At 62.0% G+C, this 25,365-nt stretch carries 27 protein-coding genes, 1 pseudogene and 1 riboswitch; of the genes and pseudogenes, 15 read left to right on the forward strand and 13 right to left on the reverse strand.

Annotated elements, in window-relative coordinates:
- Window positions 1–86 precede the first annotated feature (86 nt).
- Window positions 87–992: a TIGR01777 family oxidoreductase gene (locus PspR32_RS03750; RefSeq protein ID WP_036993835.1), complete on the forward strand. Its 906-nt coding sequence runs from the start codon at window positions 87–89 to the stop codon at window positions 990–992.
- Window positions 993–1,005: 13 nt separating this feature from the next.
- Window positions 1,006–2,019, forward strand: coding sequence for a ferrochelatase (gene hemH / locus PspR32_RS03755; RefSeq protein WP_010225754.1), 1,014 nt, complete (start codon window positions 1,006–1,008; stop codon window positions 2,017–2,019).
- Between the two features lie 109 nt (window positions 2,020–2,128).
- On the opposite strand, the gene PspR32_RS03760 is transcribed toward hemH, so the two are convergent.
- Both PspR32_RS03760 and upp read right to left on the reverse strand, forming a co-directional pair.
- Window positions 2,129–3,403 carry a uracil-xanthine permease family protein gene (locus tag PspR32_RS03760; protein ID WP_010225756.1) on the reverse strand — a complete coding sequence of 425 codons (1,275 nt, stop codon included), beginning with the start codon at window positions 3,401–3,403 and terminating at the stop codon, window positions 2,129–2,131.
- A 2-nt stretch (window positions 3,404–3,405) separates the two neighbouring features.
- Entirely contained in the window at window positions 3,406–4,044 is a 639-nt protein-coding gene (upp, locus tag PspR32_RS03765; protein WP_010225757.1) for a uracil phosphoribosyltransferase, read from the reverse strand.
- A gap of 164 nt (window positions 4,045–4,208) precedes the next feature.
- Between upp and PspR32_RS03770 the strand changes: the two genes are divergently transcribed.
- From PspR32_RS03770 to PspR32_RS03785, 4 genes are all read left to right on the forward strand, one after another.
- On the forward strand, window positions 4,209–4,766 hold the full coding sequence (locus PspR32_RS03770) for a hypoxanthine-guanine phosphoribosyltransferase (protein WP_010225758.1): 558 nt from the start codon (window positions 4,209–4,211) through the stop codon (window positions 4,764–4,766).
- Between the two features lie 120 nt (window positions 4,767–4,886).
- Entirely contained in the window at window positions 4,887–5,354 is a 468-nt protein-coding gene (locus PspR32_RS03775) for a hypothetical protein (protein ID WP_010225760.1), read from the forward strand.
- A 70-nt stretch (window positions 5,355–5,424) separates the two neighbouring features.
- Window positions 5,425–5,715, forward strand: coding sequence for a PA4642 family protein (locus PspR32_RS03780; RefSeq protein ID WP_010225761.1), 291 nt, complete (start codon window positions 5,425–5,427; stop codon window positions 5,713–5,715).
- 110 nt (window positions 5,716–5,825) lie between these two features.
- Window positions 5,826–6,851: an IS110 family transposase gene (locus tag PspR32_RS03785; RefSeq protein WP_159388107.1), complete on the forward strand. Its 1,026-nt coding sequence runs from the start codon at window positions 5,826–5,828 to the stop codon at window positions 6,849–6,851.
- Window positions 6,852–7,123: 272 nt separating this feature from the next.
- On the opposite strand, the gene mqo is transcribed toward PspR32_RS03785, so the two are convergent.
- Both mqo and PspR32_RS03795 read right to left on the reverse strand, forming a co-directional pair.
- A complete protein-coding gene (mqo, locus tag PspR32_RS03790) occupies window positions 7,124–8,629 on the reverse strand; it encodes a malate dehydrogenase (quinone) (protein ID WP_010225762.1) in 1,506 nt (501 codons plus the stop codon).
- A gap of 605 nt (window positions 8,630–9,234) precedes the next feature.
- Window positions 9,235–9,468, reverse strand: coding sequence for a hypothetical protein (locus PspR32_RS03795; protein WP_010225763.1), 234 nt, complete (start codon window positions 9,466–9,468; stop codon window positions 9,235–9,237).
- A 173-nt stretch (window positions 9,469–9,641) separates the two neighbouring features.
- On the opposite strand from PspR32_RS03795, the gene PspR32_RS03800 reads away from it, so the two are divergent.
- Complete coding sequence (locus PspR32_RS03800) at window positions 9,642–10,226, forward strand: YajG family lipoprotein (protein ID WP_010225764.1); 585 nt, start codon at window positions 9,642–9,644, stop codon at window positions 10,224–10,226.
- A gap of 63 nt (window positions 10,227–10,289) precedes the next feature.
- Here the strand turns inward: PspR32_RS03800 and PspR32_RS03805 are convergent, their stop codons facing one another.
- On the reverse strand, window positions 10,290–10,496 hold the full coding sequence (locus PspR32_RS03805) for a hypothetical protein (protein WP_010225766.1): 207 nt from the start codon (window positions 10,494–10,496) through the stop codon (window positions 10,290–10,292).
- 170 nt (window positions 10,497–10,666) lie between these two features.
- Here PspR32_RS03805 and PspR32_RS03810 point away from each other — a divergent pair, with 170 nt between their 5' ends.
- Window positions 10,667–10,927 (forward strand): hypothetical protein, encoded by a 261-nt coding sequence (locus PspR32_RS03810; protein WP_036993845.1) that lies wholly within the window; start codon window positions 10,667–10,669, stop codon window positions 10,925–10,927.
- Between the two features lie 96 nt (window positions 10,928–11,023).
- Here PspR32_RS03810 and PspR32_RS03815 read toward each other — a convergent pair whose 3' ends face one another.
- Window positions 11,024–12,187 (reverse strand): 1-acyl-sn-glycerol-3-phosphate acyltransferase, encoded by a 1,164-nt coding sequence (locus PspR32_RS03815; protein ID WP_026001466.1) that lies wholly within the window; start codon window positions 12,185–12,187, stop codon window positions 11,024–11,026.
- A gap of 124 nt (window positions 12,188–12,311) precedes the next feature.
- On the opposite strand from PspR32_RS03815, the gene PspR32_RS03820 reads away from it, so the two are divergent.
- Genes PspR32_RS03820 through PspR32_RS03830 form a run of 3 tightly spaced genes read left to right on the forward strand, consistent with a single transcriptional unit; the run spans window position 12,312 to window position 13,391 of the window.
- Window positions 12,312–12,494, forward strand: a complete 183-nt coding sequence (locus PspR32_RS03820; RefSeq protein WP_010225771.1) for a CPXCG motif-containing cysteine-rich protein — start codon at window positions 12,312–12,314, stop codon at window positions 12,492–12,494.
- Window positions 12,494–12,754 carry a putative signal transducing protein gene (locus PspR32_RS03825; protein ID WP_010225772.1) on the forward strand — a complete coding sequence of 87 codons (261 nt, stop codon included), beginning with the start codon at window positions 12,494–12,496 and terminating at the stop codon, window positions 12,752–12,754. Before PspR32_RS03820 ends, PspR32_RS03825 begins: the two co-directional genes overlap by 1 nt.
- Before the next feature lie 13 nt (window positions 12,755–12,767).
- Window positions 12,768–13,391, forward strand: coding sequence for an SOS response-associated peptidase (locus PspR32_RS03830; protein WP_010225773.1), 624 nt, complete (start codon window positions 12,768–12,770; stop codon window positions 13,389–13,391).
- A gap of 109 nt (window positions 13,392–13,500) precedes the next feature.
- Here the strand turns inward: PspR32_RS03830 and PspR32_RS26590 are convergent, their stop codons facing one another.
- Both PspR32_RS26590 and PspR32_RS26595 read right to left on the reverse strand, forming a co-directional pair.
- Window positions 13,501–14,343 (reverse strand): methyl-accepting chemotaxis protein, encoded by an 843-nt coding sequence (locus tag PspR32_RS26590; RefSeq protein ID WP_374045267.1) that lies wholly within the window; start codon window positions 14,341–14,343, stop codon window positions 13,501–13,503.
- Window positions 14,344–14,355: 12 nt separating this feature from the next.
- A pseudogene (locus PspR32_RS26595) lies at window positions 14,356–15,642 on the reverse strand (HAMP domain-containing protein); the annotation flags it as partial.
- 154 nt (window positions 15,643–15,796) lie between these two features.
- Here PspR32_RS26595 and PspR32_RS03840 point away from each other — a divergent pair.
- Entirely contained in the window at window positions 15,797–16,612 is an 816-nt protein-coding gene (locus tag PspR32_RS03840) for a M48 family metallopeptidase (protein ID WP_010225775.1), read from the forward strand.
- A gap of 111 nt (window positions 16,613–16,723) precedes the next feature.
- Here PspR32_RS03840 and PspR32_RS03845 read toward each other — a convergent pair whose 3' ends face one another.
- The 5 genes from PspR32_RS03845 to PspR32_RS03865 form a co-directional block, all read right to left on the reverse strand.
- Window positions 16,724–17,311 carry a TMEM165/GDT1 family protein gene (locus PspR32_RS03845; protein WP_010225776.1) on the reverse strand — a complete coding sequence of 196 codons (588 nt, stop codon included), beginning with the start codon at window positions 17,309–17,311 and terminating at the stop codon, window positions 16,724–16,726.
- Window positions 17,312–17,398: 87 nt separating this feature from the next.
- A riboswitch (yybP-ykoY riboswitch) is annotated at window positions 17,399–17,520 on the reverse strand.
- Window positions 17,521–17,558: 38 nt separating this feature from the next.
- Window positions 17,559–18,557, reverse strand: a complete 999-nt coding sequence (locus PspR32_RS03850; protein ID WP_036993850.1) for a class I SAM-dependent methyltransferase — start codon at window positions 18,555–18,557, stop codon at window positions 17,559–17,561.
- Window positions 18,558–18,608: 51 nt separating this feature from the next.
- Window positions 18,609–19,571, reverse strand: coding sequence for a 2-hydroxyacid dehydrogenase (locus tag PspR32_RS03855; protein WP_010225780.1), 963 nt, complete (start codon window positions 19,569–19,571; stop codon window positions 18,609–18,611).
- 21 nt (window positions 19,572–19,592) lie between these two features.
- Window positions 19,593–19,961, reverse strand: a complete 369-nt coding sequence (locus PspR32_RS03860) for a MerR family transcriptional regulator (protein WP_010225782.1) — start codon at window positions 19,959–19,961, stop codon at window positions 19,593–19,595.
- A gap of 11 nt (window positions 19,962–19,972) precedes the next feature.
- The gene (locus PspR32_RS03865; RefSeq protein ID WP_010225783.1) at window positions 19,973–20,551 is read right to left on the reverse strand and encodes an NAD(P)H-dependent oxidoreductase; all 579 of its coding nucleotides are present in this window, start codon (window positions 20,549–20,551) and stop codon (window positions 19,973–19,975) included.
- A 147-nt stretch (window positions 20,552–20,698) separates the two neighbouring features.
- Here PspR32_RS03865 and PspR32_RS03870 point away from each other — a divergent pair, with 147 nt between their 5' ends.
- The 3 genes from PspR32_RS03870 to PspR32_RS03880 all read left to right on the forward strand — a co-directional run bounded on the left by PspR32_RS03870 (window position 20,699) and on the right by PspR32_RS03880 (window position 25,363).
- On the forward strand, window positions 20,699–21,328 hold the full coding sequence (locus PspR32_RS03870) for a LysE family translocator (protein WP_010225784.1): 630 nt from the start codon (window positions 20,699–20,701) through the stop codon (window positions 21,326–21,328).
- A 129-nt stretch (window positions 21,329–21,457) separates the two neighbouring features.
- A complete protein-coding gene (locus PspR32_RS03875; protein ID WP_100781939.1) occupies window positions 21,458–23,140 on the forward strand; it encodes a fatty acid--CoA ligase in 1,683 nt (560 codons plus the stop codon).
- 333 nt (window positions 23,141–23,473) lie between these two features.
- Entirely contained in the window at window positions 23,474–25,363 is a 1,890-nt protein-coding gene (locus PspR32_RS03880) for a DUF1302 domain-containing protein (RefSeq protein ID WP_010225786.1), read from the forward strand.
- Window positions 25,364–25,365: the final 2 nt, after the last annotated feature.

Consider the following 25,365-nt stretch of genomic DNA (forward strand, 5'->3'; position numbering starts at 1 on the left):
GGCCTATGTTTATCCGAGAGCGATCGGTCAAAAAAGTGCCTTGTTGTTAAAAATAGACCACTGGCGCGCCATGTGAGGACACAGCCATGCATATATTGCTGACCGGCGGTACCGGGTTGATCGGCCAACAGCTGTGTCAGCACTGGCTGGCCCAGGGGCATCGGTTGACGGTCTGGAGTCGCCGCCCTGAACAGGTGGGCAGGCTGTGTGGTGCCAGTGTGCGCGGCATTGCCCGGCTTGAAGACCTGAGCAATGACGACACCCTGGATGCGGTGATCAATCTGGCCGGTGCGCCGATCGCCGACCGCCCCTGGAGCTCCGGGCGCCGCGCGCTATTGTGGGCAAGCAGAATCACCCTGACTGAACAGTTGATAGCCTGGCTTGAGGCGCGCCAGCAACGTCCGCAGGTGCTGATTTCCGGATCGGCGGTCGGTTGGTACGGCGATGGCGGCGAGCGTGAATTGACCGAGGCTTCACAGCCGGTCAAGGAGGATTTCGCCAGCCAGTTGTGCATCGCTTGGGAAGAAACCGCAATGACAGCCCAGGCCTTGGGTATTCGGGTGGTACTGGTGCGTACCGGTCTGGTGCTATCGAGCGAGGGCGGCTTTTTGTCGCGCCTGCGCCTGCCGTTCAAACTGGGGCTGGGCGGGCCTATCGGCGATGGTCGGCAGTGGATGCCGTGGATTCATATACATGACCAGATCGCCCTGATTGATTTTCTCTTGCAGCACAAGGATGCCAGCGGTCCTTATAATGCCTGCGCCCCGGAGCCGGTGCGCAACCGCGAGTTCGCCAAGCGTCTGGGCCGGGCCTTGCACCGCCCGGCGTTGATGCCGTTGCCGGCGCTGGTGCTCAAGGCCGGGCTTGGCGAGCTGTCGACCCTGCTGCTGGGTGGGCAACGGGCGCGGCCGGTACGTTTGCTGGCGGCCGGTTTTACCTTCCGCTTCAATGATCTGCAATCGGCCCTGGACGAACTGTCCAGCCGCCTCTGAAATAGGACGTTGCATGACCGATCACGCTTTGCTGCTGGTCAACCTGGGTTCACCGGCCTCCACTTCTGTCGCCGACGTGCGCCGGTACCTCAATCAGTTTCTGATGGACCCTTATGTCATCGACCTGCCGTGGCCGGTGCGGCGCCTGCTGGTGTCGCTGATCCTGATCAAGCGCCCGGAGCAGTCGGCCCATGCCTATGCCTCGATCTGGTGGGACGAGGGTTCGCCACTGGTGGTGCTGACCCGCCGCCTGCAGGCAGCCATGCGCGAGCAATGGACACACGGCCCGGTGGAAATCGCCATGCGCTACGGCGAGCCTTCGCTGCCGACGGTGCTGGCGCGCCTGGCAGCCCAGGGGGTGAAGAACGTCACCCTCGCACCGCTTTATCCACAATTTGCCGACAGCACCGTGACCACGGTTGTCGAGCAGGCTAAACAGGTAATTGCCGAGCAGAAGCTGCCGATCGAGATGGCGATTCTGCAGCCGTTCTACGACAAGCCCGAGTACATCGATGCCCTGGTGGCCAGTGCACAGCCTTATCTGCAGCAGGATTACGATCACCTGTTGTTGAGTTTTCATGGGCTGCCCGAGCGGCACCTGAAAAAACTCGATCCGACCGGCAACCATTGTTTCCAGGACGCTGATTGCTGTCGCGATGCTTCGCCCGAGATGCTTGCGGTCTGTTACCGCGGCCAGTGCCTGCGCACCGCCCAGGCCTTTGCGCAGAAGATGGGTATCGCCGACGGCAAGTGGTCGGTGTCGTTTCAGTCGCGGCTGGGGCGGGCGAAGTGGATCGAGCCCTATACCGAAACGCGGCTGGACGAGCTGGGCAAGTCTGGGGTGAAAAAGCTGCTGGTGATGTGTCCGGCGTTTGTCGCCGACTGCATCGAGACGCTGGAGGAGATCGGTGATCGTGGGCGCGAGCAGTTTGTCGAGGCGGGCGGCGAAGAGCTGGTGCTGGTGCCGTGCCTGAATGATCACCCGCAGTGGGTACAGGCCTTGAAGGGGATGTGCGAAGAGGCTTGAGGGCCTCATCGCTGGCAAAGCCAGCTCCCACACAAATGGCATGCATTGCCATTGTGGGAGCCGGCGTTGCCGGCGATGGGCCGCGCAGCGGCCCTGACTGGCATTCAGATCAAGGCAACTGATCGTCCAGCGCCTTGTTCTTCCAGCTGTCGTTACCCGGCAGCAGCAGGTTCAGGGCAATAGCCACCACCGCGCACAGGGCGATGCCCTTCAGGCCCCAGTCATCGGGGCCGGTGCCGCTACCGATCAGCACGCCACCGATTCCGAACACCAGGGTCACCGAAACGATCACCAGGTTGCGCGCCTCGCTGAGGTCGATCTTGTGGCGGATCATGGTGTTCATGCCTACCGCCGCGATCGAGCCGAACAGCAGGCAGAGAATGCCGCCCATTACCGGTACCGGAATGCTCTGCAGCAGCGCGCCGAACTTGCCGATGAAGGCCAGGGTGATGGCAAAGATTGCCGCCCAGGTCATGATCTTCGGGTTGTAGTTCTTGGTCAGCATCACCGCGCCGGTCACTTCGGCATAGGTGGTGTTGGGTGGCCCGCCGAACAGGCCGGCAGTGGTGGTGGCGATGCCGTCCCCGAGCAGGGTGCGGTGCAAGCCGGGCTTTTTCAGGTAATCGCGGCCGGTCACGCTGCCAACGGCAATCACGCCGCCGATGTGCTCGATCGCCGGCGCCAGGGCCACCGGTACGATGAACAGGATCGCCTGCCAGTTGAACGCAGGTGCGGTGAAGTGCGGCAGCGCCAGCCATGGCGCGGCGGCGATCTTGGCGGTGTCGACCACGCCAAAGTAGAACGACAGGCCAAAGCCCACCAGCACGCCGGCGATGATCGGCACCAGGCGGAAGATGCCTTTGCCGAACACGGCAACGATCAGGGTGGTCAGCAGTGCCGGCATGGAGATCATCATCGCGGTGCTGTAGGGCAGCAGCTCGGTGCCGTCACCGGCCTTGCCCATGGCCATGTTGGCGGCAATCGGCGCCATTGCCAGGCCGATGGAGATGATCACCGGGCCAATCACTACCGGCGGCAGCAAGCGGTCGATAAAGCCGGTGCCTTTGATTTTTACCGCAAGGCCGAGGAAGGTGTAGACGAAACCTGCCGCCATTACCCCGCCCATGGTCTCGGCCAGGCCGAACTGGCCCTTGGCAAGGATGATCGGGGTAATGAACGCGAAGCTCGAAGCCAGGAACACCGGCACCTGGCGACCGGTAACCACCTGAAACAGCAGAGTTCCCAGACCCGCCGTGAACAGCGCGACGTTGGGGTCAAGGCCGGTAATCAGCGGCATCAGTACCAGCGCGCCGAAGGCGACGAAGAGCATCTGCGCGCCAGAGACGACCTGGCGCCAGAGCGGGTCGTTGAACTCATCCTGCATGTTCAGGCGTCCTTCTGCTTGGTGCCGAAAATCTTGTCACCGGCATCGCCCAGGCCAGGGATGATGTAACCGTGTTCGTTCAGGCGCTGGTCGATCGAGGCGGTGTAGATCTGCACGTCCGGGTGGGCTTTTTCCACCACGGCGATGCCTTCGGGCGCGGCGACCAGGACCATGGCGCGGATGTCCTTGCACCCGGCTTTCTTCAGCAGGTCGATGGTGGCGACCATCGAGCCGCCGGTGGCCAGCATCGGGTCGATAATCAGGGCCAGGCGTTCGTTGATTTCCGGGGCGAGTTTTTCCAGGTAGGTGTGCGCTTCGAGGGTTTCCTCGTTGCGGGCCACGCCAACGGCGCTGACCTTGGCGCCCGGAATCAGGCTGAGCACGCCATCGAGCATGCCGATGCCGGCACGCAGGATCGGTACTACAGTGATTTTCTTGCCAGCGATTTTCTCGACCTGGACCTTGCCGCACCAGCCATCGATTTCATAGCTTTCCAGGGGCAGGTCTTTGGTGGCTTCGTAGGTCAGGAGCGTACCGACTTCCTGGGCGAGCTCGCGAAAATTCTTGGTGCTGATGTCGGCGCGACGCATCAGGCCGAGCTTGTGGCGGATCAGCGGGTGACGGATCTCACGGGTAGGCATAGGGAAAGGCTCCGGGGGGCGGGCAAAAAAACCGCGCTAGATTAATCTATTCAGCCATGCATGTCCTCAGACTTACTGGACGTTAGTCCAGAAATGCTTGATCTGATGCGACGGGATGCGTACCTTTGCCCGCTTTTCTCAATTGCCGCCCCTTGGAGAGCGCCATGTCCGCCGATCTCGAGCACATCCGTCAAGTCATGCGCGAGGCTGACTGCCTGCACACCGAAGCCGAAGTCGAGGCAGCCATCGCCCGCGTGGGCGCGCAGATCACCGAAGTGCTGGCCGATAGCAACCCGGTAGTGTTCTGCGTGATGAACGGCGGCCTGATCTTCGCCGGCAAGCTGCTGACTCATCTGCAGTTCCCGCTGGAATCGTCCTACTTGCACGCCACCCGCTACCGCAACCAGACCAGCGGCGGCGACCTGTTCTGGAAGGCCAAGCCGGAAGTTTCGTTCATTGATCGTGATGTGCTGATCATCGACGACATCCTTGATGAAGGTCATACCCTTAGCGCTATTATCGACTTCTGCAAGCACGCCGGTGCCCGTGCCGTGCATACTGCCGTACTGATCGACAAGGACCATGATCGCAAGGCCAGCGCCGACCTCAAGGCCGACTTCTGCGGCTTGAGCTGCGTCGACCGCTACGTGTTCGGTTATGGTATGGACTACAAAGGTTACTGGCGTAACGCCAACGGTATCTACGCGGTTAAAGGACTCTGACTTCCAATCGCGGGGCAAGCCGAGGCGCCGCAGCGCCGCTCTCACATAACCTGTGAGAGCGGCTTGCCCCGCGATCATCGGCCCATGCTAGAGTGCCAGGCTGCCCCCAAGGAGCCTGACATGCGTGCGATCTTCCCCCTGTTGTTCCTGCTGAGCATGCCGCTGGCCGCAGCGCCCCTGCATAGCCAGTTCCTGCCGCCCGATGATCTTGGGTTGCGCAAGGAAGCTGCTGAGTCACAGCAGCTGCTGCAGGTCACCAGCTACTCCGTAGTGGTCGGCAACCAGCGCCAGTCCAACCAGCAGCCTATCCCGGTGACCTCACCGTTGATCCTGCGCCTCAAAGGCAAGCCGCTGAGCAAGGGCGCGACCATCAGCCAGGTGTTGATCAGCTTCGATGCCGAAAGCAAAAGCCTGAAAAAGCCGGTGTTCGATGACAAGAGCAAGACTCTGACGCTGAACTACCCGCTGGCCCAGTACCGGGTCATGCTCGATCTGCTGCGCAACGATACGGTCTATGTGCAGTTCCTCAGCTACCCCAATGGTCACATCTGGGCCGATCTGCACACCGGTAGCGTACGCGCGCGTTGAGTGCCGGCGCTGCCCGGGGGTAAACTGCCGACCCGTGAAAATGTCCGTGATGGTTCAGTTGGAGTCGGCAATGCGTAAAGACAAGAAGCAAGTGATTGGTGATGAGATCAGCGACGACTACGTCAAGTCGTTCCTCCAGTACGAGCCGGCTGATAACGTCACTTCGCCGTCGCTGCACAAGCTGATCAAGGGCTACCGCGGCCTGCGCATCGATGACTTCGAGCGCTATGTCGGCTTCTTCGTCGAGGCTGGCTTTGACCTGGACGGCAAGGACGAGCACGGCCAGACTTTTGTCGAGATCATCAAGGATCAGCGTAACGCCGCCGACTACATCGAGATCATCGACAAGGCCCGCAGCTGAAAACAGCGCCCATAAAAAAACGCCCCGAAGGGCGTTTAATGAGATGGTCACCCCGACACCCTGCGAGGGCTACGCTTTCGCAGGGTGTTTTATTTCCGGAGGCCATCACCATGAGCGATTTGGCACTGGTCGGTATCGACCTAGGCAAACACACCTTCCATTTGCACGGCCAGGATAAGTCCGGCCGAGAGCTGTTTCGCAAGAAACTCTCACGACAGCAAATGATGCGGTTTTTTGCCAATTTGCCAGCGTGCACCGTGGTTATGGAAGCGTGTGCCGGTGCACACTTCGTCGCTCGCGAGCTGGCTGCCTTAGGGCATCAGGTCAGGCTGATCTCGCCTCAATTCGTTAAGCCCTTTGTCAAAGGCAATAAAAACGATTTCGTCGATGCGCAAGCAATCTGCGAAGCCGCTTCACGCCCCTCGATGCGTTTCGTTTCGCCCAAGACCGAAGCCCAGCAGACCCTTTCTGTGTTGCATCGCCTACGCGAGTCACTAATCCGCGACCGCACCAAGGCCGTCAACCAGATGCATGGGTTCTTGCTTGAGTTCGGCATTAGCTTGCCGCAGGGGCTGGCGGTCATGAAGCGTCTGTCTGCTGTACTGGCGGAGCACGAGCTGCCTGTTCGGCTGACGGTGCTACTGCAACGTCTGCACGGCCATTTTGTGTATCTGGACGAGCAAATTAAGGAGCTGGATAAAGAGCTGGCAGGCCAGCTGGCCGACGATGATCTAGGGCGTCGTTTGCTGAGCATGCCCTGTGTCGGGCCGATCACCGCCAGCCTGCTGGCTGTGGAAATGGGCGACGGCCAGCAATACGGCTGCAGTCGAGATTTTGCGGCATCTCTAGGCTTGGTGCCCAGGCAATACAGCACAGGCGGCAAAGCTAATTTGCTAGGTATCAGCAAGCGTGGCGACAAGAATCTGCGACGGCTGTTGGTGCAATGCGCCAGAGTCTACATGCAGCACCTGGAGCGGCAGAAAGGGCCGTTGGCGGACTGGGTGCGAGCACTTCTGACGCGGCGGCACTCAAACGTAGTCGCCTGCGCGCTGGCCAACAAGCTCGCCCGCATAGCTTGGGCGATTTCTGCTCACCACACCCAATACGAAACAGGGCCAGGCGCCTTGAGCGCCTGACCCTGCGGTTGTTGCTGTACCACGACTCACCTTTCAGGTTTTGCGATAGCTGAGCAATAGATGAACTGAACGGCCTACCGGCCTGGCGAAGATCCTGGCATAAAAATCGGCTCTCGAAGCCGAGCGGTTTTTAAGGATCGTCAGGCGCGACTCTCATCGTGGCGCGGGGCTTGCCCCAATTTGACGCCGGATAGATTTAAGCAAGCCAACCATTTCATCCGTTAATCAGTATTGCAAAAAATGGGGTGACCATAGATTTTTATGCCGGCAAGTTACGCGTAGCTCTGCGCCGGGCTGTTCTCGACCAGGCCCAGGGCCTCGTCGTTGTACGCACTGATCTTGTGGTACAGGGCAGCGTCGGTGGCCAGGACCTTTTCCCGGGCCGGGAAAATTTCCTTGAGCTTGGCAGCCCAGGCGCCTTTGGCTTGCTCGGGGAAGCAGCGCTCGATCAGTTCCAGCATGATCGACACGGTCACCGAAGCACCTGGCGAAGCACCGAGCAGGGCGGCCAGGGAGCCGTCCTTGGCCGCAACCAGTTCGGTACCGAACTGCAGGATGCCGCCTTTTTTCGGGTCTTTCTTGATGATCTGCACGCGTTGGCCAGCCACTTCCAGGCGCCAGTCCTCGGCTTTGGCTTCGGGGTAGAAGCGGCGCAGGGACTCCAGGCGCTGCTCCATCGACTGCATCACTTCGCTGACCAGGTACTTGGTCAGGTCCATGTTGTCGCGGGCCACGGCCAGCATCGGGCCAATGTTGCCCATGCGTACCGACAGCGGCAGGTCGAGGAACGAGCCGTGCTTGAGGAACTTGGTGGTGAAGCCGGCATACGGGCCGAACAGCAGCGAGGTCTTGCCGTCAACTACGCGGGTATCCAGGTGCGGTACCGACATGGGTGGCGAACCGACCGCGGCTTGGCTGTAGACCTTGGCCTGGTGGTGCTTGACCACTTCAGGGTTGTCGCAACGCAGCCACTGGCCGCTGACCGGGAAACCGCCAAAGCCCTTGCTCTCCTCGATACCCGACAGTTGCAGCAGCGGCAGGGCCGCGCCACCGGCGCCGAGGAACACGAAGCGGGCGTCGACTTCACGGCTGCTGCCGCTGTTGACGTCCTTGATGCTGACGGTCCAGCCGCTGCCGTTACGGCGCAGGCCGGTGACCTTCTTGCAGTACTTGACCTGCGCCTGGGGCGCGTTGGCCAGGTGCTTGAGCAGCTTGTTGGTCAGCGCGCCGAAGTTGACGTCGGTGCCTTTCATGACGCGGGTGGCGGCGATCTGCTGGTCGGCGGGGCGACCCGGCATCATCAGCGGCATCCACTCGTTCATCACCGCCTTGTCTTCGGTGTATTCCATCTCGGCGAAGGCATGGTGCTGCTTGAGCAGCTCGAAACGCTTCTTGAGGAAGCTGATGCCCTTTTCGCCTTCGACGTAGCTCAGGTGCGGCACGGGGTTGATGAACGCCCGTGGCGAGCTGAACGCGCCTTTTTTGCTCAGGTAAGCCCAGAACTGCCGGGAAACCTCGAACTGGGTGTTGATATGCACCGCTTTCTTGATATCGATGCTGCCGTCGGCGGCCTGTGGCGTGTAGTTCAGTTCACACAGCCCGGCATGGCCGGTCCCGGCGTTGTTCCACGGGTTGGAACTTTCCGCGGCACCCGAATCCATCAACTCGACGACTTCCAGCTTGATCGCCGGGTCGAGTTCCTTGAGCAGTACGGCCAGGGTGGCACTCATGATGCCTGCCCCTACCAGTACTACATCGACTGCTTCGTTCTGCGCCATTAACGCGTCTCCAAAATCTTCAGCACCAAATTGACAGCATAGGATCCCTGGCTTGCCAGGATCGCCATGTCCGATTCTTCGCAGTTCTTGCAACTTCAGCGGACACCACCAACCGGGCTTTGCGTTGCCTATGAACGCATTTTACAGCCGGTGCGGCAATTCGACTTATGGTCAAGGTATCCGTCGTGCGTTATGGACCGGTTTCAGGCACCCATTGCAAATGAGCGCTGTTGCCAGCTGTTCAGGGCTGTTCGGGACACTTTAGGTGCTTTTGCACATGCCAGACTGTTCATTGCTCGCCACACTCTCGTGAAGTTGTGAAAACCCGTTTTTTCACGCTCTTTTGGAGACGTGAACCTCAAAATGGACTGCGCGATGGCAGACCCGGCAGGTTCAGGCAGGGCAGAGGGCCGAATGACGCAGGCACACTGGCTGGTGCAAGACCTGTGTGGAAGGCTCTCTGTGGGCGGTGCGGGGGATGCGCAATGCTGTGCATTGGCGGTACTGCGAGGCCCGATCAGGAGACGTCCTTATAATCGGGGGGAGATTATAGCGATGTCGCGGGCAGAAAAACTCTTTATTAGCGACTTTTATTGAGGCAAAACTCAGGCGGCGAGGGTGCGTTGCAGCCAGTTTCCGCTGACACGCTTTGAAACACGGGCGTTGGCGGGCAGTGGACGGTTGAGCCAGGCCAGGCGAATTTCGTTGATTTCCACCCAGCCGCTGGTCGCGGGGGCCTGCGCGCACTGCTTGAAGGCCTGGCAATGGCCCTGGGCGTCGAGGCGGGCAAAGCAGCGTTGTGGATTGCGTTTGAACAGCAGGGCCAGGAGCGAGGGCATGGCGGTATCCCTGTGAAGATTTGAGACAAGGATAACCGGGCAGTGATGAAACGATTGTGACAGCGAACCGTGGCCGCTGCGGCCTGTCTTACTCACTAATGGCACGCCGATAGCTGGGCTGCCTTGTGCTGGTTATACTGGCGGCCTTTGCTGCCTATTCTGGAGAGATGAGCATGTTGCAACGTTTGTTGTTCGGTTTGATCGCGGTGACCAGTCTGACCCTGGCCGGTTGTGCCCACAGCCCGCAACAACTCAGCCCGCAACCGAAACTCACCGCTCAGCTGGCGCCGGTCGGTCATGGCCAGCCGGTGGTGGTCAAGGTGGTCGATGGCCGTGCCTCGCAAACCCTGGGCACCCGTGGCGGCCTGTACCCGGAAACCAGTGCCATCACGGTGACCAGCAACGATATCCTGCCAAAACTGCAGGCCCAGGCCGAAGCGGCTGTGCGGCTGCTGGGCTTCACGCCGACGCCGAATGCCTACAACGCGCCGCAACTGACCGTGACCCTGACCGAGCTCAAGTACCAGTCGCCAAAAGAAGGCATGTACGTGACCGAAGCCACCATCGGTGCGACTTTCAAGGCTGATGTGGCCAACGCCAACCGTCGCTACAGCGGCCGTTACGGCGCCTCGCTCGACCAGCGTTTCGGCATGGCGCCGAACCAGGAAACCAACACCAAGCTGGTGGGTGATGTGCTGAGCGACGCCCTGACCCGTCTGTTCAAGGACCAGGCCGTCGGCCAGATCCTCGGCGAGTAAGCCCAGACAGTAAAAAGCCCGATGCCTGCAGGGTAGGCATCGGGCTTTTGCGTTTCTGGACGCTCAGGCGGCTTCGACGTAGAAATCCAGTACGCTGATACCGGTAGGGCCGTCGACTTCGGGCAGATCATCATGGGCATGTCCGCCCAGGGCGCAGTACACCAGCCATTGGCGGTCCTGGACGTTGAACGCCAGGCCGTCGATCAGCGCCTGCTGCTCGTCGCTCTGGGCGATCAGGTAGAGACGGTCCTGGTTTTCGGCGTGCAGCATGACAAGCTCCGGTGGGTGGCGACGGCCGATAGAGTGGCGTGTCCAGATGACGAGCGTGTGACGCTGCGAATTAATCGTCGTTGGTCGCAAAGGGCAGGCACGGGCGCGGCGCTTGGGTAGAATGCCCGCCGTGTCGAAAGTATCGATGTACTTCTTTTTGAGGTTTTGCGATGTCGTTGCAAGTGATCTGGGGGCTGTTTGCCGCCCATCCGGCCAAGCTGATCAATCTGCTGGCCCTGCTGCTGACCTGCCCGGGCGGCCTGCTGCTGCACAGCGCCCGGCGTCGCGCGGCGCAAACCCTGGCGGGCATGGCCGCCGATGAGGCGGTGGTCGATGGCATGAGCCTGCGCATCAACCGTTTTTACTACATCCTCGGTTTCGCCTTCCTGGCGCTGGCCTTGTTGCTGTCCTGGTTCAGTACCTGGGTGTGATCGGGGCTGCTTCGCAGCCCATCGCTGGCAAGCCGGCTCCCACAGAGTGTTCCTGTGGGAGCTGGCTTGCCAGCGATGCAGGCGACGCGGTGCGACCTAAAGCGCCAACCCCGCCTTGACCCGGTACTGATTGCGTACCGGCGTCGCATACTGCTGCACCAGGAACGGCCGATGCTCGGCCGGGCAAGCGTCCAGGCGGCGCTGCCATTCGGCCTGGGCACGGGCCAGTTCATCGGCCGGAAACACCTTGGCCGCCACCGGTACTGCCAGCGTCGGGTCGGCATCGGTCCACTGCGCATACGCCAGATAATGCACCGGGAACAACCGGTAACCGGCCAGAATCTGCCGGTCGATCTCGGCTGCCAGTTGCTTGGTGTCCTCGACGAACTCGCTCACCGGCGGGGCAAAGTTGATGTGTACGCGGCCTTTGTAGCCGGTGATGCCCTGGGCAATGCTGACGTCATCTTCACCTGGCGCCTTGCTGTAGGTGCCGGTGGTGGCGCGGATGTACAGCTCGCGGGCCTTGGCCTGATCGCACGGGTCGTACTCGTAACTGATCGACACCGGGCTCAGGTTCAGCGACTGGATCACTGCGCCGAACGGCTCGTCCTTGCGGCTCATGTGGAACATTTTCAGGATCGCCGAATCGGTCCGGTCATCACCATCCTTGGCCCGGCCTTCGGCCTGGGCGATCCAGATCGACTGGCAGTCATTGCGGATCGAATGGTTGATGTAGGCCGACAGCAACTGGTAAGCGGCAAGCTTTTCCCGGCGGCCGGTGATCGAGCGGTGCACGATAAAGCTCTTGTTCAGGCGCATCATGTCGCTGACGAACGGCTTTTGCAGCAGGTTGTCGCCAATGGCAATGCGCGGGGTCGGCAGGCCGGCGTGGTAGACGGCATAGTTGACGAACGCCGGATCCATGACGATATCGCGATGGTTGGCCAGGAACAGGTAGGCGGTACCGGCCTTGAGCTGCTCTACACCGGTATAGGTCACGCCGTCGGTTGCCCGCTCGATGGTGTGGTCGACGTAGTATTCGACCTTGTCCTGCAGCGTCGAGACGCAGCTGACCCCGGCAAACTCTTTGCGCAGGCGTCGGGCGATCAACGGCTTGAGCAGCCAGCCGAAGGCCCCGGCCATGCGCGGGAAGCGGAAGTGGGTGAGGATATCGAGGAATGCCGGGTCGCTGAGCAGCCGTGCCAGAACGGCAGGGACTTCAGCGTCGTCGTACGGTCGGATGGCATCGAATTCGCCCATCATGCTCTCTTGTTGGAAACGGCTAGGGTAATAGGTAGGGCCGGGGTCTGAAAAACGGCTCAGACACACTCAGGGCCTGTAAATAGACCGGCAATTATACGCACAAGTCACTCGGGAGGCCGCGATGCTGGAGACAGCGATCTACGATTGTCCTTATTGTGGTGAAGAAGTCGAGACGACGGTGGACCTGTCGGGCGGCGATCAGGAGTACATCGAGGACTGCCAGGTGTGCTGCAAGCCGATCCGCTTCGTGCTGCAGGTGCATGGCGAGGAATGGATGCTGGACGTTTATGGTGAGAATGACTGATGCAGCGAATTTACGAGCCTGAAAGCCTGCTGGAAGCGCAAATGCTTATCGGCATGCTCGCCAGTGAAGGCATCACCGTGCACCTGGTCGGCCGCGACCTGATGGGCGCCATGGGCGACCTGCCGATGCACGGTCTGTTGGGCCTGGCGGTGGCTGATGAGCAGGCCGCCTGCGCACGCGAGCTGATCGCCGCGTACAATAGCGCCCAGCCACTTGTGGGCGACGAACCGGAGAACCTCCCCGGAACCCTGATTTGCTAGGTTTTTGCCCCTCATGTGTGGACGTTATGCGCTGTTTCGCTGGTCTCCCGCCTTTGCTGCGTTGCCGGGATTTCCCAGTGACCAGCAGGCGCAATGGAACATCTCCCCCGGTGCCTCGGTGCTGATCCAGCGCCGTCTCGACGATGGCCAGATGGAACTGGCGCGGGCGCGCTGGGGGCTGACTCCGGCCTGGCTCACCGACTTGTCACGCACCCCGGCCCATGCCCGGGCCGAGACCCTGGCCGAACAGCCGATGTTCCGTGAGGCCTTTCGCCTGCGCCGCTGCCTGTTGCCGGCCAACGGTTTTTACGAATGGCGTGGCACCCAGCGCAAGCGCCCCTACTGGTTGACGCCGGGGGAGGGCTCCTCGTTGTTTTTTGCCGCGATCTGGGAGGCGTATCCGGTGCAGGATCAGGTCTGGCTGAGCACCGCGGTGGTGACCCAGGCGGCGATGACCCAGCGACGGCCGCTGATTCTTGATGCCGCCGGGCAAGCGGCGTGGCTTGATCCCCAGACCCCGCCGGCGCGCTTGTACGAATTGCTGGCGGGCGGCCAGGCACCGCTGCGCGAGCGGGTGCTGGCCAATTTCGTCAACGATCCCAAGCTCAATGGGCCGGAGTGCTTGACCCCGGCTTGAGGGGGCTGGAAAGGGCTTCGCAGGCAAGGCCGGCTGCCACAATGGAGTGTGTACTGACCCTGTGGGAGCTGGCCTTGCCAGCGATGGGCTGCGAAGCAGCCCCAAGGCCTCACACTCTGAACTGGTTGATCAACCGCCGCTGCTGCTCGGCCAGCTTGGTCAGCTCGGCACTGGCGGTGCTTGACTCATCGGCGCCGCCCGCCACTTCGTTGGCCACCTGGCCGATATTGATCACGTTGCGGTTGATATCCTCGGCTACCGCGCTCTGTTCTTCGGCTGCACTGGCTATCTGCGTGTTCATGTCGTTGATCACCGATACCGCCTGGGTGATGCTCTCCAGGGCTTCGGCGGCGCGCGCCGCTTGCTGCACGCTGTCGTCGGTCTTGCCCTGGCTGTCTTCCATGACGCGCACCACATCGCGGGTACCCTGCTGCAGTTGCTGGATCATCTGCTGGATTTCTTCGGTGGCCTGCTGGGTTTTCTGCGCCAGGTTACGCACCTCGTCGGCCACCACGGCAAAACCACGGCCCTGTTCACCGGCGCGCGCTGCCTCGATCGCGGCGTTGAGCGCCAGCAAGTTGGTCTGTTCGGCAATCGCGCGGATGGCGATAAGGATGGCGTTGATGTTCTCGCTGTCGCGGGCCAGGGTTTGCACCACGCCGACAGCGCGGCCGATTTCCTCGGCCAGGGCGCTGATCGAATGGGAGGTGTTGCGCACGATTTCCAGGCCCTGGTGGGCGGCCTGATCGGCGTTGCTGGCGGCCTGGGCCGCATGGGTGGCGTTGCGCGCAACGTCCTGGGCGGTGGCGGTCATCTCGTGCACGGCGGTGGCCACCAGGTCGATTTCGGCCATTTGCTTGTGCACGCCCTGGTTGGTGCGGATGGCGATGTCGGCGGTGTGCTCCGAGGAGTCGCTGACCTTCTGCACCGAGGCCACCACCTGGCTGATCATCGCCTGCAGCTTGCTCAGGAAAGTGTTGAAGCCCTTGGCGATCGAGCCCAGTTCATCGGCGCGGTCGCTGCTCAGGCGGCGGGTCAGGTCGCCTTCGCCCTGGGCGATGTCATCGAGCATCGCCACCATCTGCCGCAGTGGTCGGGCGATGCCGTGGGCCAGCAGCCAGATCACCAGCAGGCCCAGCGCGGCGATGCCCAGGCCTACCAGGGTCATGCCGGTGATGTCGGTGCTGCGCTGGGCGCTGAGATCGCTTTGCAGTTTTTCCACATCGGCCATCACTGCGCTGATCGGCAGCTCCAGCAGCAGGGTCCAGCGGGCGTCGGTATTGGCAATCTTGAATGGCAGGTACAGCTCGATGCGGCCAGCGCTCTTGTCGACTTCGTAGTGCAGGTTTTCGCCGCTCAGTTGCGCCAGGGTGCCGGCGGCATTGGCGTCGAGAGCGTCGCTGGCTTTTTCGCCGAACTTGCCCGGGTCCTTGGTAAAGGCCACCAGGCGGCCGTTGCCGGACACCAGCGCCAGTTCGCCGGCCCCGTCATAGAGCTGGCGGTCGGCCGTATTGAGCAGTTCCTGGATGAAGTTCACCGACAGGTCGGCGCCGGCAATGCCCTGGAACTTGCCGTCGATCATGATCGGCTCGACGAACGAGGCGAGCATCACCACCTTGTCGCCTACCTTGTAAGGTGCCGGGTCGATAACGCAGGCTTTTTTCGACTCCCGTGGGCACAGGTAGTACTCACTGGCGCGCACGCCGGTGGCGAGGACGGTCTGGTCATTGACGTCGGCCAGCTTGTCCAGGCCCAGGCTGCCGTCTTCGTTGCGGAACCACCAGGGCAGGAAGCGCCCGGTGGCACTGTCGATACCGGTGACCGAGGTGCCGACGAAGCGCGCGTCATCGTGGTCCAGGGCATTGCTCTCCCAGCCCAGGTAGGTGCCGAGAATCAGCGGGTTGGTCAGCGCCGTCTGCTTGAGCAGGGCAATCATTTGCTCGCGTTCGATCTTCATCAGGGCATTGCCGTTGCTGTCCTGCATGCCAAGCATGGCGTTGCTGGTAGCCAGGCCGCGGGCGATCAGCAGGGGCGCTTCCAGGCCGCGCTGGATTTCGCTGACCTGGGTCCGCGCCAGGGCGGTCAGGCGCTGCTCGATCACCGCCTCGAACTGCTGCTGAGTGCGGGTTTGCACCAGTTCCTGGGTGCGTTCGCCGGCATACACGGCGTAGAGCACCAGAGCGGCAACAATGCTCAGGACAATGGCACCAGCCAGGGCGGCGACGGAAAACTGGATCGACCGGAACTTCATGTGGGGCTCCAAGCGCAAGGAAAGGCGTCTGCCTTGCGTTATCGGCCCGGCGGGGCGAAAGCATGAGCACCGTCTGGAGAAATCTTCATCAGGGATATGGCGGGCTCAAGCGAGTCGGCCTAGGATACGCGGCATGTTCGAAGGGAGTGTTTTCATGCGTAAGTCATTTGTAATCGGTGCATTGAGCGCCAGCGTCCTGCTTGCTGGCTGCCAGGCGGTGAACACCACCAGCGGCGGCGCCGTGGGTGTCGAGCGTAAGCAATATATGTTCAGCATGCTGTCGACCGATGAAGTCAACCAGATGTACGCCCAGTCCTACCAGCAGACCCTGGGTGAGGCTTCGAGCAAGGGTGTGCTCGATAAGAGCAGCGCCAATGCCAAGCGCGTGCAGGCCATCGCCAATCGCCTGATTGCCCAGGCACCGCAATTCCGCCCGGATGCGGCACAGTGGAACTGGGAAGTGAACCTGATCAAGAGCGACGAGCTCAACGCCAACTGCGGGCCTGGCGGCAAGATCTTCGTGTACAACGGCCTGATCGACAAACTCAAGCTGACCGATGACGAGCTGGCTGCGGTGATGGGCCATGAAATCGCCCACGCCTTGCGCGAGCATGGCCGTGAAGCGATGTCCAAGGCCTATGGTGTGCAGATGGCCCGCCAGGGCGCGGGAGCCTTGCTGGGCCTGGGCCAGGACAGCCTGGCAATTGCCGACACCGTGGTGCAATACAGCCTGACCCTGCCCAACAGCCGGGCTAACGAGAACGAAGCCGACCTGATCGGCCTGGAACTGGCCGCCCGAGCCGGTTACAACCCGAATGCAGCCATCAGCCTGTGGGACAAGATGGCTCAGGCCTCGGGCGGTTCGCAGCCGGAGTTCATGAGCACTCACCCGGCCTCGGCGAGCCGCCAGGCGTCGTTGCAGGCGGCGATTCCGAAGGTGATGCCGTTGTACGAACAGGCCCGCAAGTAAGTTATAGCCGGGGCCGCGCTGCGGCCCATCGCCGGCAAGACCGGCGCCCACAGGGTTCTGTGTATACAAGGCCTGTGGGAGCTGGCTTGCCAGCGATGAAGTCACCACCGATCAGCCTATCCAGCCACTGACCTGCATTGCCGAATACACCGCCACAGCGGCCAGGACGAAGAACGCGGCCGAAGCCAGGCGGCGGATCAGGGTCAGCGGCAGTTTCTCGGCGGCGAAGTTGCCCGCCAGCACCACCGGTACGTTGGCAATCAACATGCCCAGGGTGGTACCGATAATCACCATGATCAGGTGCGGATACTGTGCCGCCAGCATCACCGTGGCGACCTGGGTCTTGTCGCCGATTTCAGCGATGAAGAACGCGATCAGGGTGGTCAGGAACGGGCCGAAGCGCCGGGCGGTGCTGGCTTCGTCATCGTCCATCTTGTCCGGGATCAGCGTCCACAACGCCGTGGCGGCAAAGCTGGCCGCGAGAATCCAGTGCAAGGTGGCGGCGCTGAAGAAGGTGCTGACCCAGGCGCCGACCGCGCCTGCAGCCGCATGGTTGGCCAGGGTCGCAGCAATGATGCCGGCAATGATCGGCCAGGGTTTGCGAAAGCGGGCGGCAAGGATGAGCGCGAGCAATTGGGTCTTGTCGCCAATTTCGGCGAGGGCCACGATCGCGGTGGGGACGAGCAATGATTCCAGCATCAGGATTCCTACGGGGGCGGGTCGACACGGCTATGACACGTACAGCCTTCCCGCCCCGGGTAAGGTGTTCGTGTCATAGGTCTTGTCAAACCCTGGGTCCGTCTGTGCGGACCGTGGGTCGCACGCGCCATGGTCTGTGGACCAAGTATGTTGACGCGTACCGGGCGAGCTGGGTGCTCGCGGGAGACTACTCCCCTAGGACGGAGCGGATTCTGCCTAGGCAAATCCGTTTCGGCAAGCGCTGATTTTAACCGCGTGTTGCCTGGTAGATGCGAAAGCCTTGCCCTTCGTCGCGGATCCGGCAGTTGCCCAGGGCCTCTTCGATCAGCGGTTGGTAGCGCAGGAAGCTATTGGCCACCAGGCGCATTTCTCCGCCTTTTTTCAGATGATCGGCTGATTTTCGCAGCAGGTTTTCTGAGGCCTGGTAATTGGTGTGCACCCCGGTATGAAACGGCGGGTTGCTGATGATCACGTCAAGCTCGCGCGGTGCGGCATCGATGCCGTCGCCGCTGATCACCTCGCCGTCCAGACCATTGGCGGCCAGGGTCAGGCGGCTGCTGGCGACCGCGAAGGCATCGACATCGAGCAAGGTGATGCGGTTTTGCGGATAGCGACGTTTTATGGCCGCGCCGAGGACGCCCGCACCACAACCAAAATCCAGCACGTGGCCGGTGGGCAGTTGATCGAGGTTTTCCAGCAGCAGGGCGCTGCCGCGATCCAGGCGGCCGTGGCTGAACACCCCCGGCAGGCTGACGATCTGCAGCGGGCCATCGGCCAGCGCCAGTTCGAAATGCTCGGCCAGGCTTTGCAGCGATTTGGCTTGCGGTGCGTGCTCCACGGTGACCTGCCACAACTGGCAATGGCGGGCGCTGTCGAGCTTGCGGGGCTTGCCGAAGGCGTGCAGCTGCTTGGCCGCGCCTTCGATGCCGCCGCGTTTCTCGCCGACCAGGTACAGCTCGCGGCCGGCCAGGCGCGAAGCCAGGGTGTTGAGCAGGTAATTGGCCAGGTCACGGGACTTGGGCAAAAACACTACGGCGGCGTCGAAGGCCTGGGCCGGTGCTTCTACGCCGAAGTGGCTGCGCCCGGCGAAGCGCGCATCGAGCGCCGCATGATCGCCGGCATGCCAGCTCCAGCCATGGGCCGCTGGCAGCTTGCCGAGCAGGTCGTCAGCAGGCAAACCGGCCAGCAACAGCGAGCCCTGGAAAAGATCAGCCTGACGAAGCAACACTTCACTGCGCGGGTCCATGGACGGCGACTCCTGAAAAAAGTGGCGCAGTTTACCAGAGCCGGGCCTGGCTTAGACCTGGCGGCGCGGGCTGCCGGCGAAAAACGCCTCGGCGTTTTCGCTCAACTGCTCGACGATACGCTGGCGTGATTCGACCGCGCCCCAGGCGCTGTGCGGGGTAATGATCAGGCGCGGGATGTCCGTCGCCAGCAGCGGGTTGCCATTGACTGGCGGCTCGACACTCAGCACATCGGTGGCGGCACCGCCCAGGTGGCCGGCACGCAAGGCATCGGCCAGGGCCTGCTCGTCGATCAGGCCGCCGCGGGCGGTGTTGATCACGAAAGCGCCCGGCTTGAGCAGGGCCAGTTGGCGGGCGCCGATCAGGTTGTGGGTGTGCTCGTTGAGCGGGCAGTGCAGAGTCAAGACGTCGACTTGCGGCAGCAGCTCATCCAGCGCCAGGCGGTCTTCGCGCGGCGGACGGCCGGGCAATTGGCCTAGCAGCACGCGCATGCCGAAAGCTTCGGCCAGGCGCGCCACGGCGCCACCCAGCTCGCCATGGCCGAGCAGGCCGAGGGTCTTGCCTTCCAGCTCGACGATCGGGAAGTCCAGCAGGCAGAACTGCTTGGCCTGGCCCCAGCGGCCGTCGGCGACGGCCTTTTGATAGTCGCTCAGGCGGGTGGCCAGGGCCAGCAGCAGGGCCAGGGTGTGCTGCGCCACTGACGGGGTGCCGTAACCCTGGCAGTTGCTGACGACGATACCTTGAGCGCGTGCCGCCTGCAGGTCGACATTGTTGGTGCCGGTGGCGGCCACCAGGATCAGCTTCAGTTCGGGGCAGGCCGCCAGGGTGGCGGCGTCGATCATGACCTTGTTGCTGATCGCCACGGTTGCGCCCTGCAGGCGTTCGGCGACCTGCTCGGGAGCGGTTGCCGGATACAGCTGCAAATCATCGAAACAGGCCTTGAGGCGATCCAGCGCCAGGTCACCCAGGTCCAGGGAACTATGGTCGAGAAATACGGCGCGACGGGAGATGGACATTAGGATGACTCCTGTGAGGGCTCAGGCGTTGTAGACGAAGCAATCGTAATGGCTTTGCTCAAGACTGCTTTCCAGTTCGAGCAGGCCTTGATGTTGTTGCTGCAGCGCCTGGATCTGCGCCTGCAACTGGGCTTTCTTGCCGGCAATCGCTTGGCGCACGCGCTCCATCGGCAGCCCGGCCTGATCATCGCCGACCAGCGCCTGCATTTCCTTGAGGCTGAAACCGAGCTTCTGCGCGCACTTGATCAGGCTCAGCAGGGCGACGCTCTGCTGGTCATACAGGCGATAGCTTCCCTGGCGCCTGGGCGCCGGCAACAGGCCGATGCGCTCATAGTGGCGAATGCTCTTGATGGTCGCCCCGGACAACTGCGCGGCTTTGCCAATGTACATCGAACGTCCTTTTAATGCCGGCGAGCCAGTGTGCGCGCCTGTTGCAGCCAGGTTTCGCGTTGCCGTTCGCTTGAGCTGATGACAGGACCGAACGTTAACGTCTTTTTGGCCCTGATTCCACAGAAGCCAAGGGTGGTGCGGCGCATTTGCTCAAGGGCCGGCATGCGATAGACCCAGCGGTAATACCAGGGCGGCGTGTCCATGCTCACCAGCAGGTCGGCGCTGCGGCCCTTGAGCAGTTGTTCGGGGAAGGGCGAGCCGCTGCGGTATTTGAAGGCAAAGCCGGGCAGCAGGATGCGATCGAGAAAGCCCTTGAGCAACGCCGGAATACCGCCCCACCAGACCGGGAAGATGAACACCAGGTGCTCGGCCCAACTGATCAGTTGCTGGGCGTGCAGCAGGTCGGGCTCCAGGGGTTGCACCTGTTGATAACCGTCATGCAGGATCGGGTCGAAGGCCAGGTTGCCGAGTGCCAGCAGGCAGACGCTATGGCCTTTATCCCGGGCACTATTGATGTAGCTGTCACTTAACGCGGCGCAGAAGCTGTTGCGCGCAGGGTGGCCGAGTATCACCAGGATTCGTTTACTCATCGAAGGCAGGTCCAGGGGCAAAAGCGCTGAGGCTAACCCCTGCCCTCAGGAGGAGAGTCAAGCCCGCTCCTACCAGAGACTGTTGCCCGAAAGGACGAAAGCGTAATGTAGCGCCCCCGATTGCCTTCTTTGCCGCAAGGAGCCCCCATGTACTGGGCTGAATTTCTGACTGTCGCGTTGATTCACCTGCTGGCGGTGGCCAGCCCCGGCCCGGACTTTGCCGTGGTGGTACGCGAGAGTGTTACCCACGGCCGGCGCGCCGGCACCTGGACGGCCTGCGGTGTCGGTACGGCGATTTTCCTGCATGTGGGCTATTCGCTGTTGGGTATCGGCTTGATCGTGTCGCAGTCGATCATGCTGTTCAACGTGCTGAAATGGCTGGCAGCAGGTTATCTGCTGTATATCGGTTTCAAGGCCCTGCGCGCCCGCCCTGCGGCGCCTGGCAGTGACGCCGTGCAGGTCTCGACGGTCGAGCGCACGCCGCGTGCCGCCTTTGTCGCAGGCTTCATGACCAACGGCCTGAACCCCAAGGCGACGCTGTTTTTCCTGTCGCTGTTCACCGTGGTGATCAACCCGCACACCCCGTTGGCCGTGCAGGCCGGCTACGGCGTCTACCTGGCACTGGCCACCGGCCTGTGGTTCTGCCTGGTGGCCAGGCTGTTCAGCCAGCAGCGGGTGCGCGCCGCCTTTGCGCGCATGGGCCACTGGTTCGACCGCAGCATGGGGGCGGTGCTGATTGCCCTGGGCGTGAAGATTGCCTTCACCGAGATGCACTGACAGTGATGGTTAAACGCCGCTGGTCCCTGCACCGGTCAAATCATTCCTTTGGCTGATTTGGCCGCTGCTGTGGCGTTCTAGAGTAGGACATGTCTTGCTTAGCTTGTGCACACTAGAAAAGGGACTCCTATGTTGCAGACTCGCGTCATTCCTCCCGCCGAGGGCGCCTATCAGTTTCCGCTGTTGATCAAGCGTTTGCTGCTGTCGGGCAGTCGCTACGAGAAAACCCGCGAAATCGTCTACCGCGATCAACTGCGCTACAGCTACCTGACCCTCAACGAACGCATCGCGCGGCTGGCCAACGTGCTCACCGCGGCGGGGGTCAAGGCCGGTGACACCGTGGCGGTGATGGACTGGGACAGCCATCGCTACCTCGAATGCATGTTTGCCATCCCGATGATCGGCGCAGTGGTGCACACCATCAACGTGCGCCTGTCGCCGGAGCAGATCCTCTACACCATGAATCACGCCGACGACCGCTTCGTGCTGGTCAACAGCGACTTTGTCGGCCTCTACCAGGCTATCGCCGGGCAACTGACCACGGTCGAGAAAACCCTGTTGCTGACCGATGGTGAGCAAAAAACCGCCGACCTGCCCAATCTGGTCGGTGAGTATGAGCAACTCCTGGCGGCGGCCAGCCCGGTGTACGACTTCCCCGATTTCGACGAGAACTCGGTGGCCACCACGTTCTACACCACCGGCACCACCGGTAACCCCAAGGGGGTGTACTTCACCCACCGGCAACTGGTGCTGCACACCCTGGCGGCGGCGTCGGTCACCGGCAGTATCGACAGCGTGCGCCTGCTCGGCAGCAACGATGTGTACATGCCCATTACCCCGATGTTCCATGTCCACGCCTGGGGTATTCCCTACGTGGCAACCATGCTTGGCATCAAGCAGGTTTACCCGGGGCGTTACGAACCGGAGATGCTGTGCGAGCTGTGGCGCAAGGAGCAGGTGACCTTCTCGCACTGCGTACCGACCATCCTGCAGATGCTGCTCAACGCCAAGGGCGCCCAGCAGCAGGACTTTGGCGGTTGGAAGATCATCATCGGCGGCAGTGCGCTGAACCGCGCCCTGTATGAGGCGGCCAAGGCCCATGGCATCCAGTTGACCGCGGCCTATGGCATGTCGGAGACCTGCCCGCTGGTGGCCTGTGCCCACCTCAACGACGAATTGCTGGCCGGTAGCGAAGATGAATGCATCACCTACCGGATCAAGGCCGGGGTGCCGGTACCGTTGGTGGAGGCGGCGATCGTCGACGGTACTGGCAAGTTCCTCCCGGCCGATGGCGAAACCCAGGGCGAACTGGTATTGCGGGCGCCGTGGCTGACCATGGGTTACTTCCGCGAGGCCGAGAAGGGCGCCGAACTCTGGCACGGCGGCTGGCTGCACACCGGCGACGTCGCCACCCTCGACAGCATGGGCGTGATCGATATCCGCGACCGGATCAAGGATGTGATCAAGACCGGCGGTGAGTGGATCTCTTCACTGGAGCTCGAAGACCTGATCAGCCGTCATCCGGCGATCCGCGAAGTGGCAGTGGTCGGCGTCGCCGATCCACAGTGGGGCGAGCGGCCGTTTGCCCTGCTGGTGCTCCACGAAGGCCAGAGCATCGATGCCAAGGCGCTCAAGGCGCACCTCAAGCCGTTCGTGGAGCTGGGGCACATCAACAAGTGGGCAATCCCCAGTCAGATCGCCCTTGTTACTGAAATTCCCAAGACCAGCGTCGGCAAGCTCGACAAGAAGCGAATCCGCGTGGATATCAGCCAATGGCAAGCCAGTAACAGCACCTTCCTCTCGACCCTGTAACGTCAGGCGGGTCGTGCCCATTCGGGCGCGACCCGCACGCCAGACGCATGGCTGCCTTGTCAAATGACGAAATTCAGCCATTCTTCCCCCTGCCAGCGTAGTGGCCGGTCATGCAGACCACGGCAGAGGGGTTGGGATGCAAATCACACTTTAGAGGGATCAAGCAGTTCAACCTGCTGGCTATAGTCGGTTCAGGGGATTTTCAGGAACGGGGGATCGCACATGCATGTGCCCAGCCACTCGCTCGAGCAAAAGGTGCGCTCACACCGCTCGAACGATGCGTTTCTGCAAAGGACTCACTGCCATAAAAATAAAGTACATGGAGTAGCGTCGATGACATCAGCAAATCTGTTCTGGCGCCGGGCGAAACTGCCCCTGGCCGTCAGCCTCGCTTCTACGCTCGCCGGTCCTGCTTTCGGCGTCAGTTTCAATATCGGTGAAATCGAAGGCTCGTTCGACTCGTCGCTGTCGGTGGGGGCGAGCTGGTCGACAGCCAACCCGAACAAGAACCTGATCGGCGTCAACAACGGCGGCAAGGGCCTGTCGCAAACCTCCGATGACGGCCACCTGAACTTCAAGCGCGGTGAAACCTTCTCGAAGATCTTCAAGGGCATCCATGACCTGGAGCTCAAGTACGGCGATACCGGGGTATTCGTCCGTGGCAAGTACTGGTACGACTTCGAACTCAAGGACGAGCATCGCGAGTTCAAGGACATCAGCGATTCCAACCGCAAAGAGGGCGCGCAATCGTCCGGCGGGCAGATCCTCGACGCCTTCGTCTATCACAACTACTCCATCGCCGATCAGCCGGGCTCGGTGCGCCTGGGTAAGCAGGTGGTCAGTTGGGGTGAAAGTACCTTCATCGGTGGCGGCATCAACTCGATCAACCCGATCGACGTCGCCGCATTCCGTCGCCCGGGCGCCGAAGTGAAGGAAGGCCTGATTCCGGTCAACATGTTCTATGTGTCCCAGAGCCTGACCGACAACCTCTCGGCCGAAGCGTTCTACCAGATCGAATGGGACCAGACCGTCGTCGACAACTGCGGCACCTTCTTCTCCCAGCCGGACATCATTGCCGACGGCTGTACCGACAACCTGCGCGTGCTTAACAGCAGCCGTACGGTGCCGGGCGCTGCCCAGCAGTTCCTCGCCACCCGCGGGGTGAACATCAACGAAGAAGGCGTGCTGGTACGCCGTGGCCCGGACCGCGATGCGCGCGACAGCGGCCAGTTCGGTGTGGCCTTCCGTTACATGTACGACCCGCTGGGTACCGAATTCGGCGCCTACTTCATGAATTACCACAGCCGTGCGCCGATCTTCAGCGCCACCGGCGCCGCGCCATCGGTCTATGCCGGGTTGGCTGGCTTGCCGGCATCCCTGCGGCCGCTGGCGCCGATGATCGTTGCGGGCAACTCGCAGTACTTCGTCGAGTACCCTGAAGACATCCGCCTGTATGGCCTGAGCTTCTCCACCACCCTGCCTACCGGTACCGCGTGGAGCGGTGAAATCAGCTACCGGCCGAATGCGCCGGTGCAACTGAACACCACCGACATCCTGTTTGCTGGCGTGCGTCCAATTGGCGGGACCCTGGCTAACGCCTCGTTGCTCAATGGTGTTCCTGGCCAGGACCTGCACGGTTACCGGCGCAAGGAAATCACCCAGTTCCAGACCACCCTGACGCACTTCTTCGACCAGGTCATGGGCGCCAGCCGTCTGACCGTGGTGGGTGAGCTGGGCGTGACCCATGTCGGCGGCCTGGAAAGCGCCCACGAAGTGCGTTATGGCCGTGACCCGGTCTACGGTCCTGGTCCATTGCCGGCAACCGGCGGTTTCGATACCTGCTCGCAGATCCTCAACAGTGGCACCATCACCGGCGCAGGCCCCGGCACCTCGGGCGACAACCGCAGTCGTAAGTGCGAAAACGACGGTTACACCACCAGCACCTCCTGGGGCTACCGCGCCCGGGCGATCTGGGACTACAACGACGTGTTCGCCGGGGTCAACCTCAAGCCGAACATCGCCTGGTCCCATGACGTCTCCGGTTACTCGCCAGGCCCTGGCGGCAACTTCGAGGAAGGGCGCAAGGCGATCAGCCTGGGCCTGGACGCCGAGTACCAGAACACCTACACCACCAGCCTGTCGTACACCAACTTCTTCGACGGCAAGTACACCACCGTGGATGACCGCGACTTCATCGCCCTCAGCTTCGGCGTGAACTTCTAAGA

It is taken from the genome of Pseudomonas sp. R32, assembly GCF_009866705.1.
GTDB lineage: Bacteria > Pseudomonadota > Gammaproteobacteria > Pseudomonadales > Pseudomonadaceae > Aquipseudomonas > Aquipseudomonas donghuensis.

Excerpts from the sequence above, each read along its gene's own strand:
- PspR32_RS03815 (WP_026001466.1), bottom strand. The coding sequence starts at position 12,187 with ATGGGCGAATTCGATGCCATCCGACCGTACGACGACGCTGAAGTCCCT.
- PspR32_RS03810 (WP_036993845.1), top strand. The coding sequence starts at position 10,667 with ATGTCGTTGCAAGTGATCTGGGGGCTGTTTGCCGCCCATCCGGCCAAG.
- PspR32_RS03805 (WP_010225766.1), bottom strand. The coding sequence starts at position 10,496 with ATGCTGCACGCCGAAAACCAGGACCGTCTCTACCTGATCGCCCAGAGC.
- PspR32_RS03860 (WP_010225782.1), bottom strand. The coding sequence starts at position 19,961 with ATGTACATTGGCAAAGCCGCGCAGTTGTCCGGGGCGACCATCAAGAGC.
- PspR32_RS03775 (WP_010225760.1), top strand. The coding sequence starts at position 4,887 with ATGCGTGCGATCTTCCCCCTGTTGTTCCTGCTGAGCATGCCGCTGGCC.
- hemH (WP_010225754.1), top strand. The coding sequence starts at position 1,006 with ATGACCGATCACGCTTTGCTGCTGGTCAACCTGGGTTCACCGGCCTCC.
- PspR32_RS03875 (WP_100781939.1), top strand. The coding sequence starts at position 21,458 with ATGTTGCAGACTCGCGTCATTCCTCCCGCCGAGGGCGCCTATCAGTTT.
- PspR32_RS03845 (WP_010225776.1), bottom strand. The coding sequence starts at position 17,311 with ATGCTGGAATCATTGCTCGTCCCCACCGCGATCGTGGCCCTCGCCGAA.
- PspR32_RS03855 (WP_010225780.1), bottom strand. The coding sequence starts at position 19,571 with ATGTCCATCTCCCGTCGCGCCGTATTTCTCGACCATAGTTCCCTGGAC.
- upp (WP_010225757.1), bottom strand. The coding sequence starts at position 4,044 with ATGCCTACCCGTGAGATCCGTCACCCGCTGATCCGCCACAAGCTCGGC.
- PspR32_RS03795 (WP_010225763.1), bottom strand. The coding sequence starts at position 9,468 with ATGCCCTCGCTCCTGGCCCTGCTGTTCAAACGCAATCCACAACGCTGC.
- PspR32_RS03800 (WP_010225764.1), top strand. The coding sequence starts at position 9,642 with ATGTTGCAACGTTTGTTGTTCGGTTTGATCGCGGTGACCAGTCTGACC.
- PspR32_RS03830 (WP_010225773.1), top strand. The coding sequence starts at position 12,768 with ATGTGTGGACGTTATGCGCTGTTTCGCTGGTCTCCCGCCTTTGCTGCG.
- PspR32_RS03770 (WP_010225758.1), top strand. The coding sequence starts at position 4,209 with ATGTCCGCCGATCTCGAGCACATCCGTCAAGTCATGCGCGAGGCTGAC.
- PspR32_RS03785 (WP_159388107.1), top strand. The coding sequence starts at position 5,826 with ATGAGCGATTTGGCACTGGTCGGTATCGACCTAGGCAAACACACCTTC.
- PspR32_RS03750 (WP_036993835.1), top strand. The coding sequence starts at position 87 with ATGCATATATTGCTGACCGGCGGTACCGGGTTGATCGGCCAACAGCTG.
- PspR32_RS03820 (WP_010225771.1), top strand. The coding sequence starts at position 12,312 with ATGCTGGAGACAGCGATCTACGATTGTCCTTATTGTGGTGAAGAAGTC.
- PspR32_RS03880 (WP_010225786.1), top strand. The coding sequence starts at position 23,474 with ATGACATCAGCAAATCTGTTCTGGCGCCGGGCGAAACTGCCCCTGGCC.
- PspR32_RS03850 (WP_036993850.1), bottom strand. The coding sequence starts at position 18,557 with ATGGACCCGCGCAGTGAAGTGTTGCTTCGTCAGGCTGATCTTTTCCAG.
- PspR32_RS03780 (WP_010225761.1), top strand. The coding sequence starts at position 5,425 with ATGCGTAAAGACAAGAAGCAAGTGATTGGTGATGAGATCAGCGACGAC.
- PspR32_RS03870 (WP_010225784.1), top strand. The coding sequence starts at position 20,699 with ATGTACTGGGCTGAATTTCTGACTGTCGCGTTGATTCACCTGCTGGCG.
- PspR32_RS03840 (WP_010225775.1), top strand. The coding sequence starts at position 15,797 with ATGCGTAAGTCATTTGTAATCGGTGCATTGAGCGCCAGCGTCCTGCTT.
- PspR32_RS03760 (WP_010225756.1), bottom strand. The coding sequence starts at position 3,403 with ATGCAGGATGAGTTCAACGACCCGCTCTGGCGCCAGGTCGTCTCTGGC.
- PspR32_RS03865 (WP_010225783.1), bottom strand. The coding sequence starts at position 20,551 with ATGAGTAAACGAATCCTGGTGATACTCGGCCACCCTGCGCGCAACAGC.
- PspR32_RS26590 (WP_374045267.1), bottom strand. The coding sequence starts at position 14,343 with ATGATCAGCCAGGTGGTGGCCTCGGTGCAGAAGGTCAGCGACTCCTCG.
- mqo (WP_010225762.1), bottom strand. The coding sequence starts at position 8,629 with ATGGCGCAGAACGAAGCAGTCGATGTAGTACTGGTAGGGGCAGGCATC.
- PspR32_RS03825 (WP_010225772.1), top strand. The coding sequence starts at position 12,494 with ATGCAGCGAATTTACGAGCCTGAAAGCCTGCTGGAAGCGCAAATGCTT.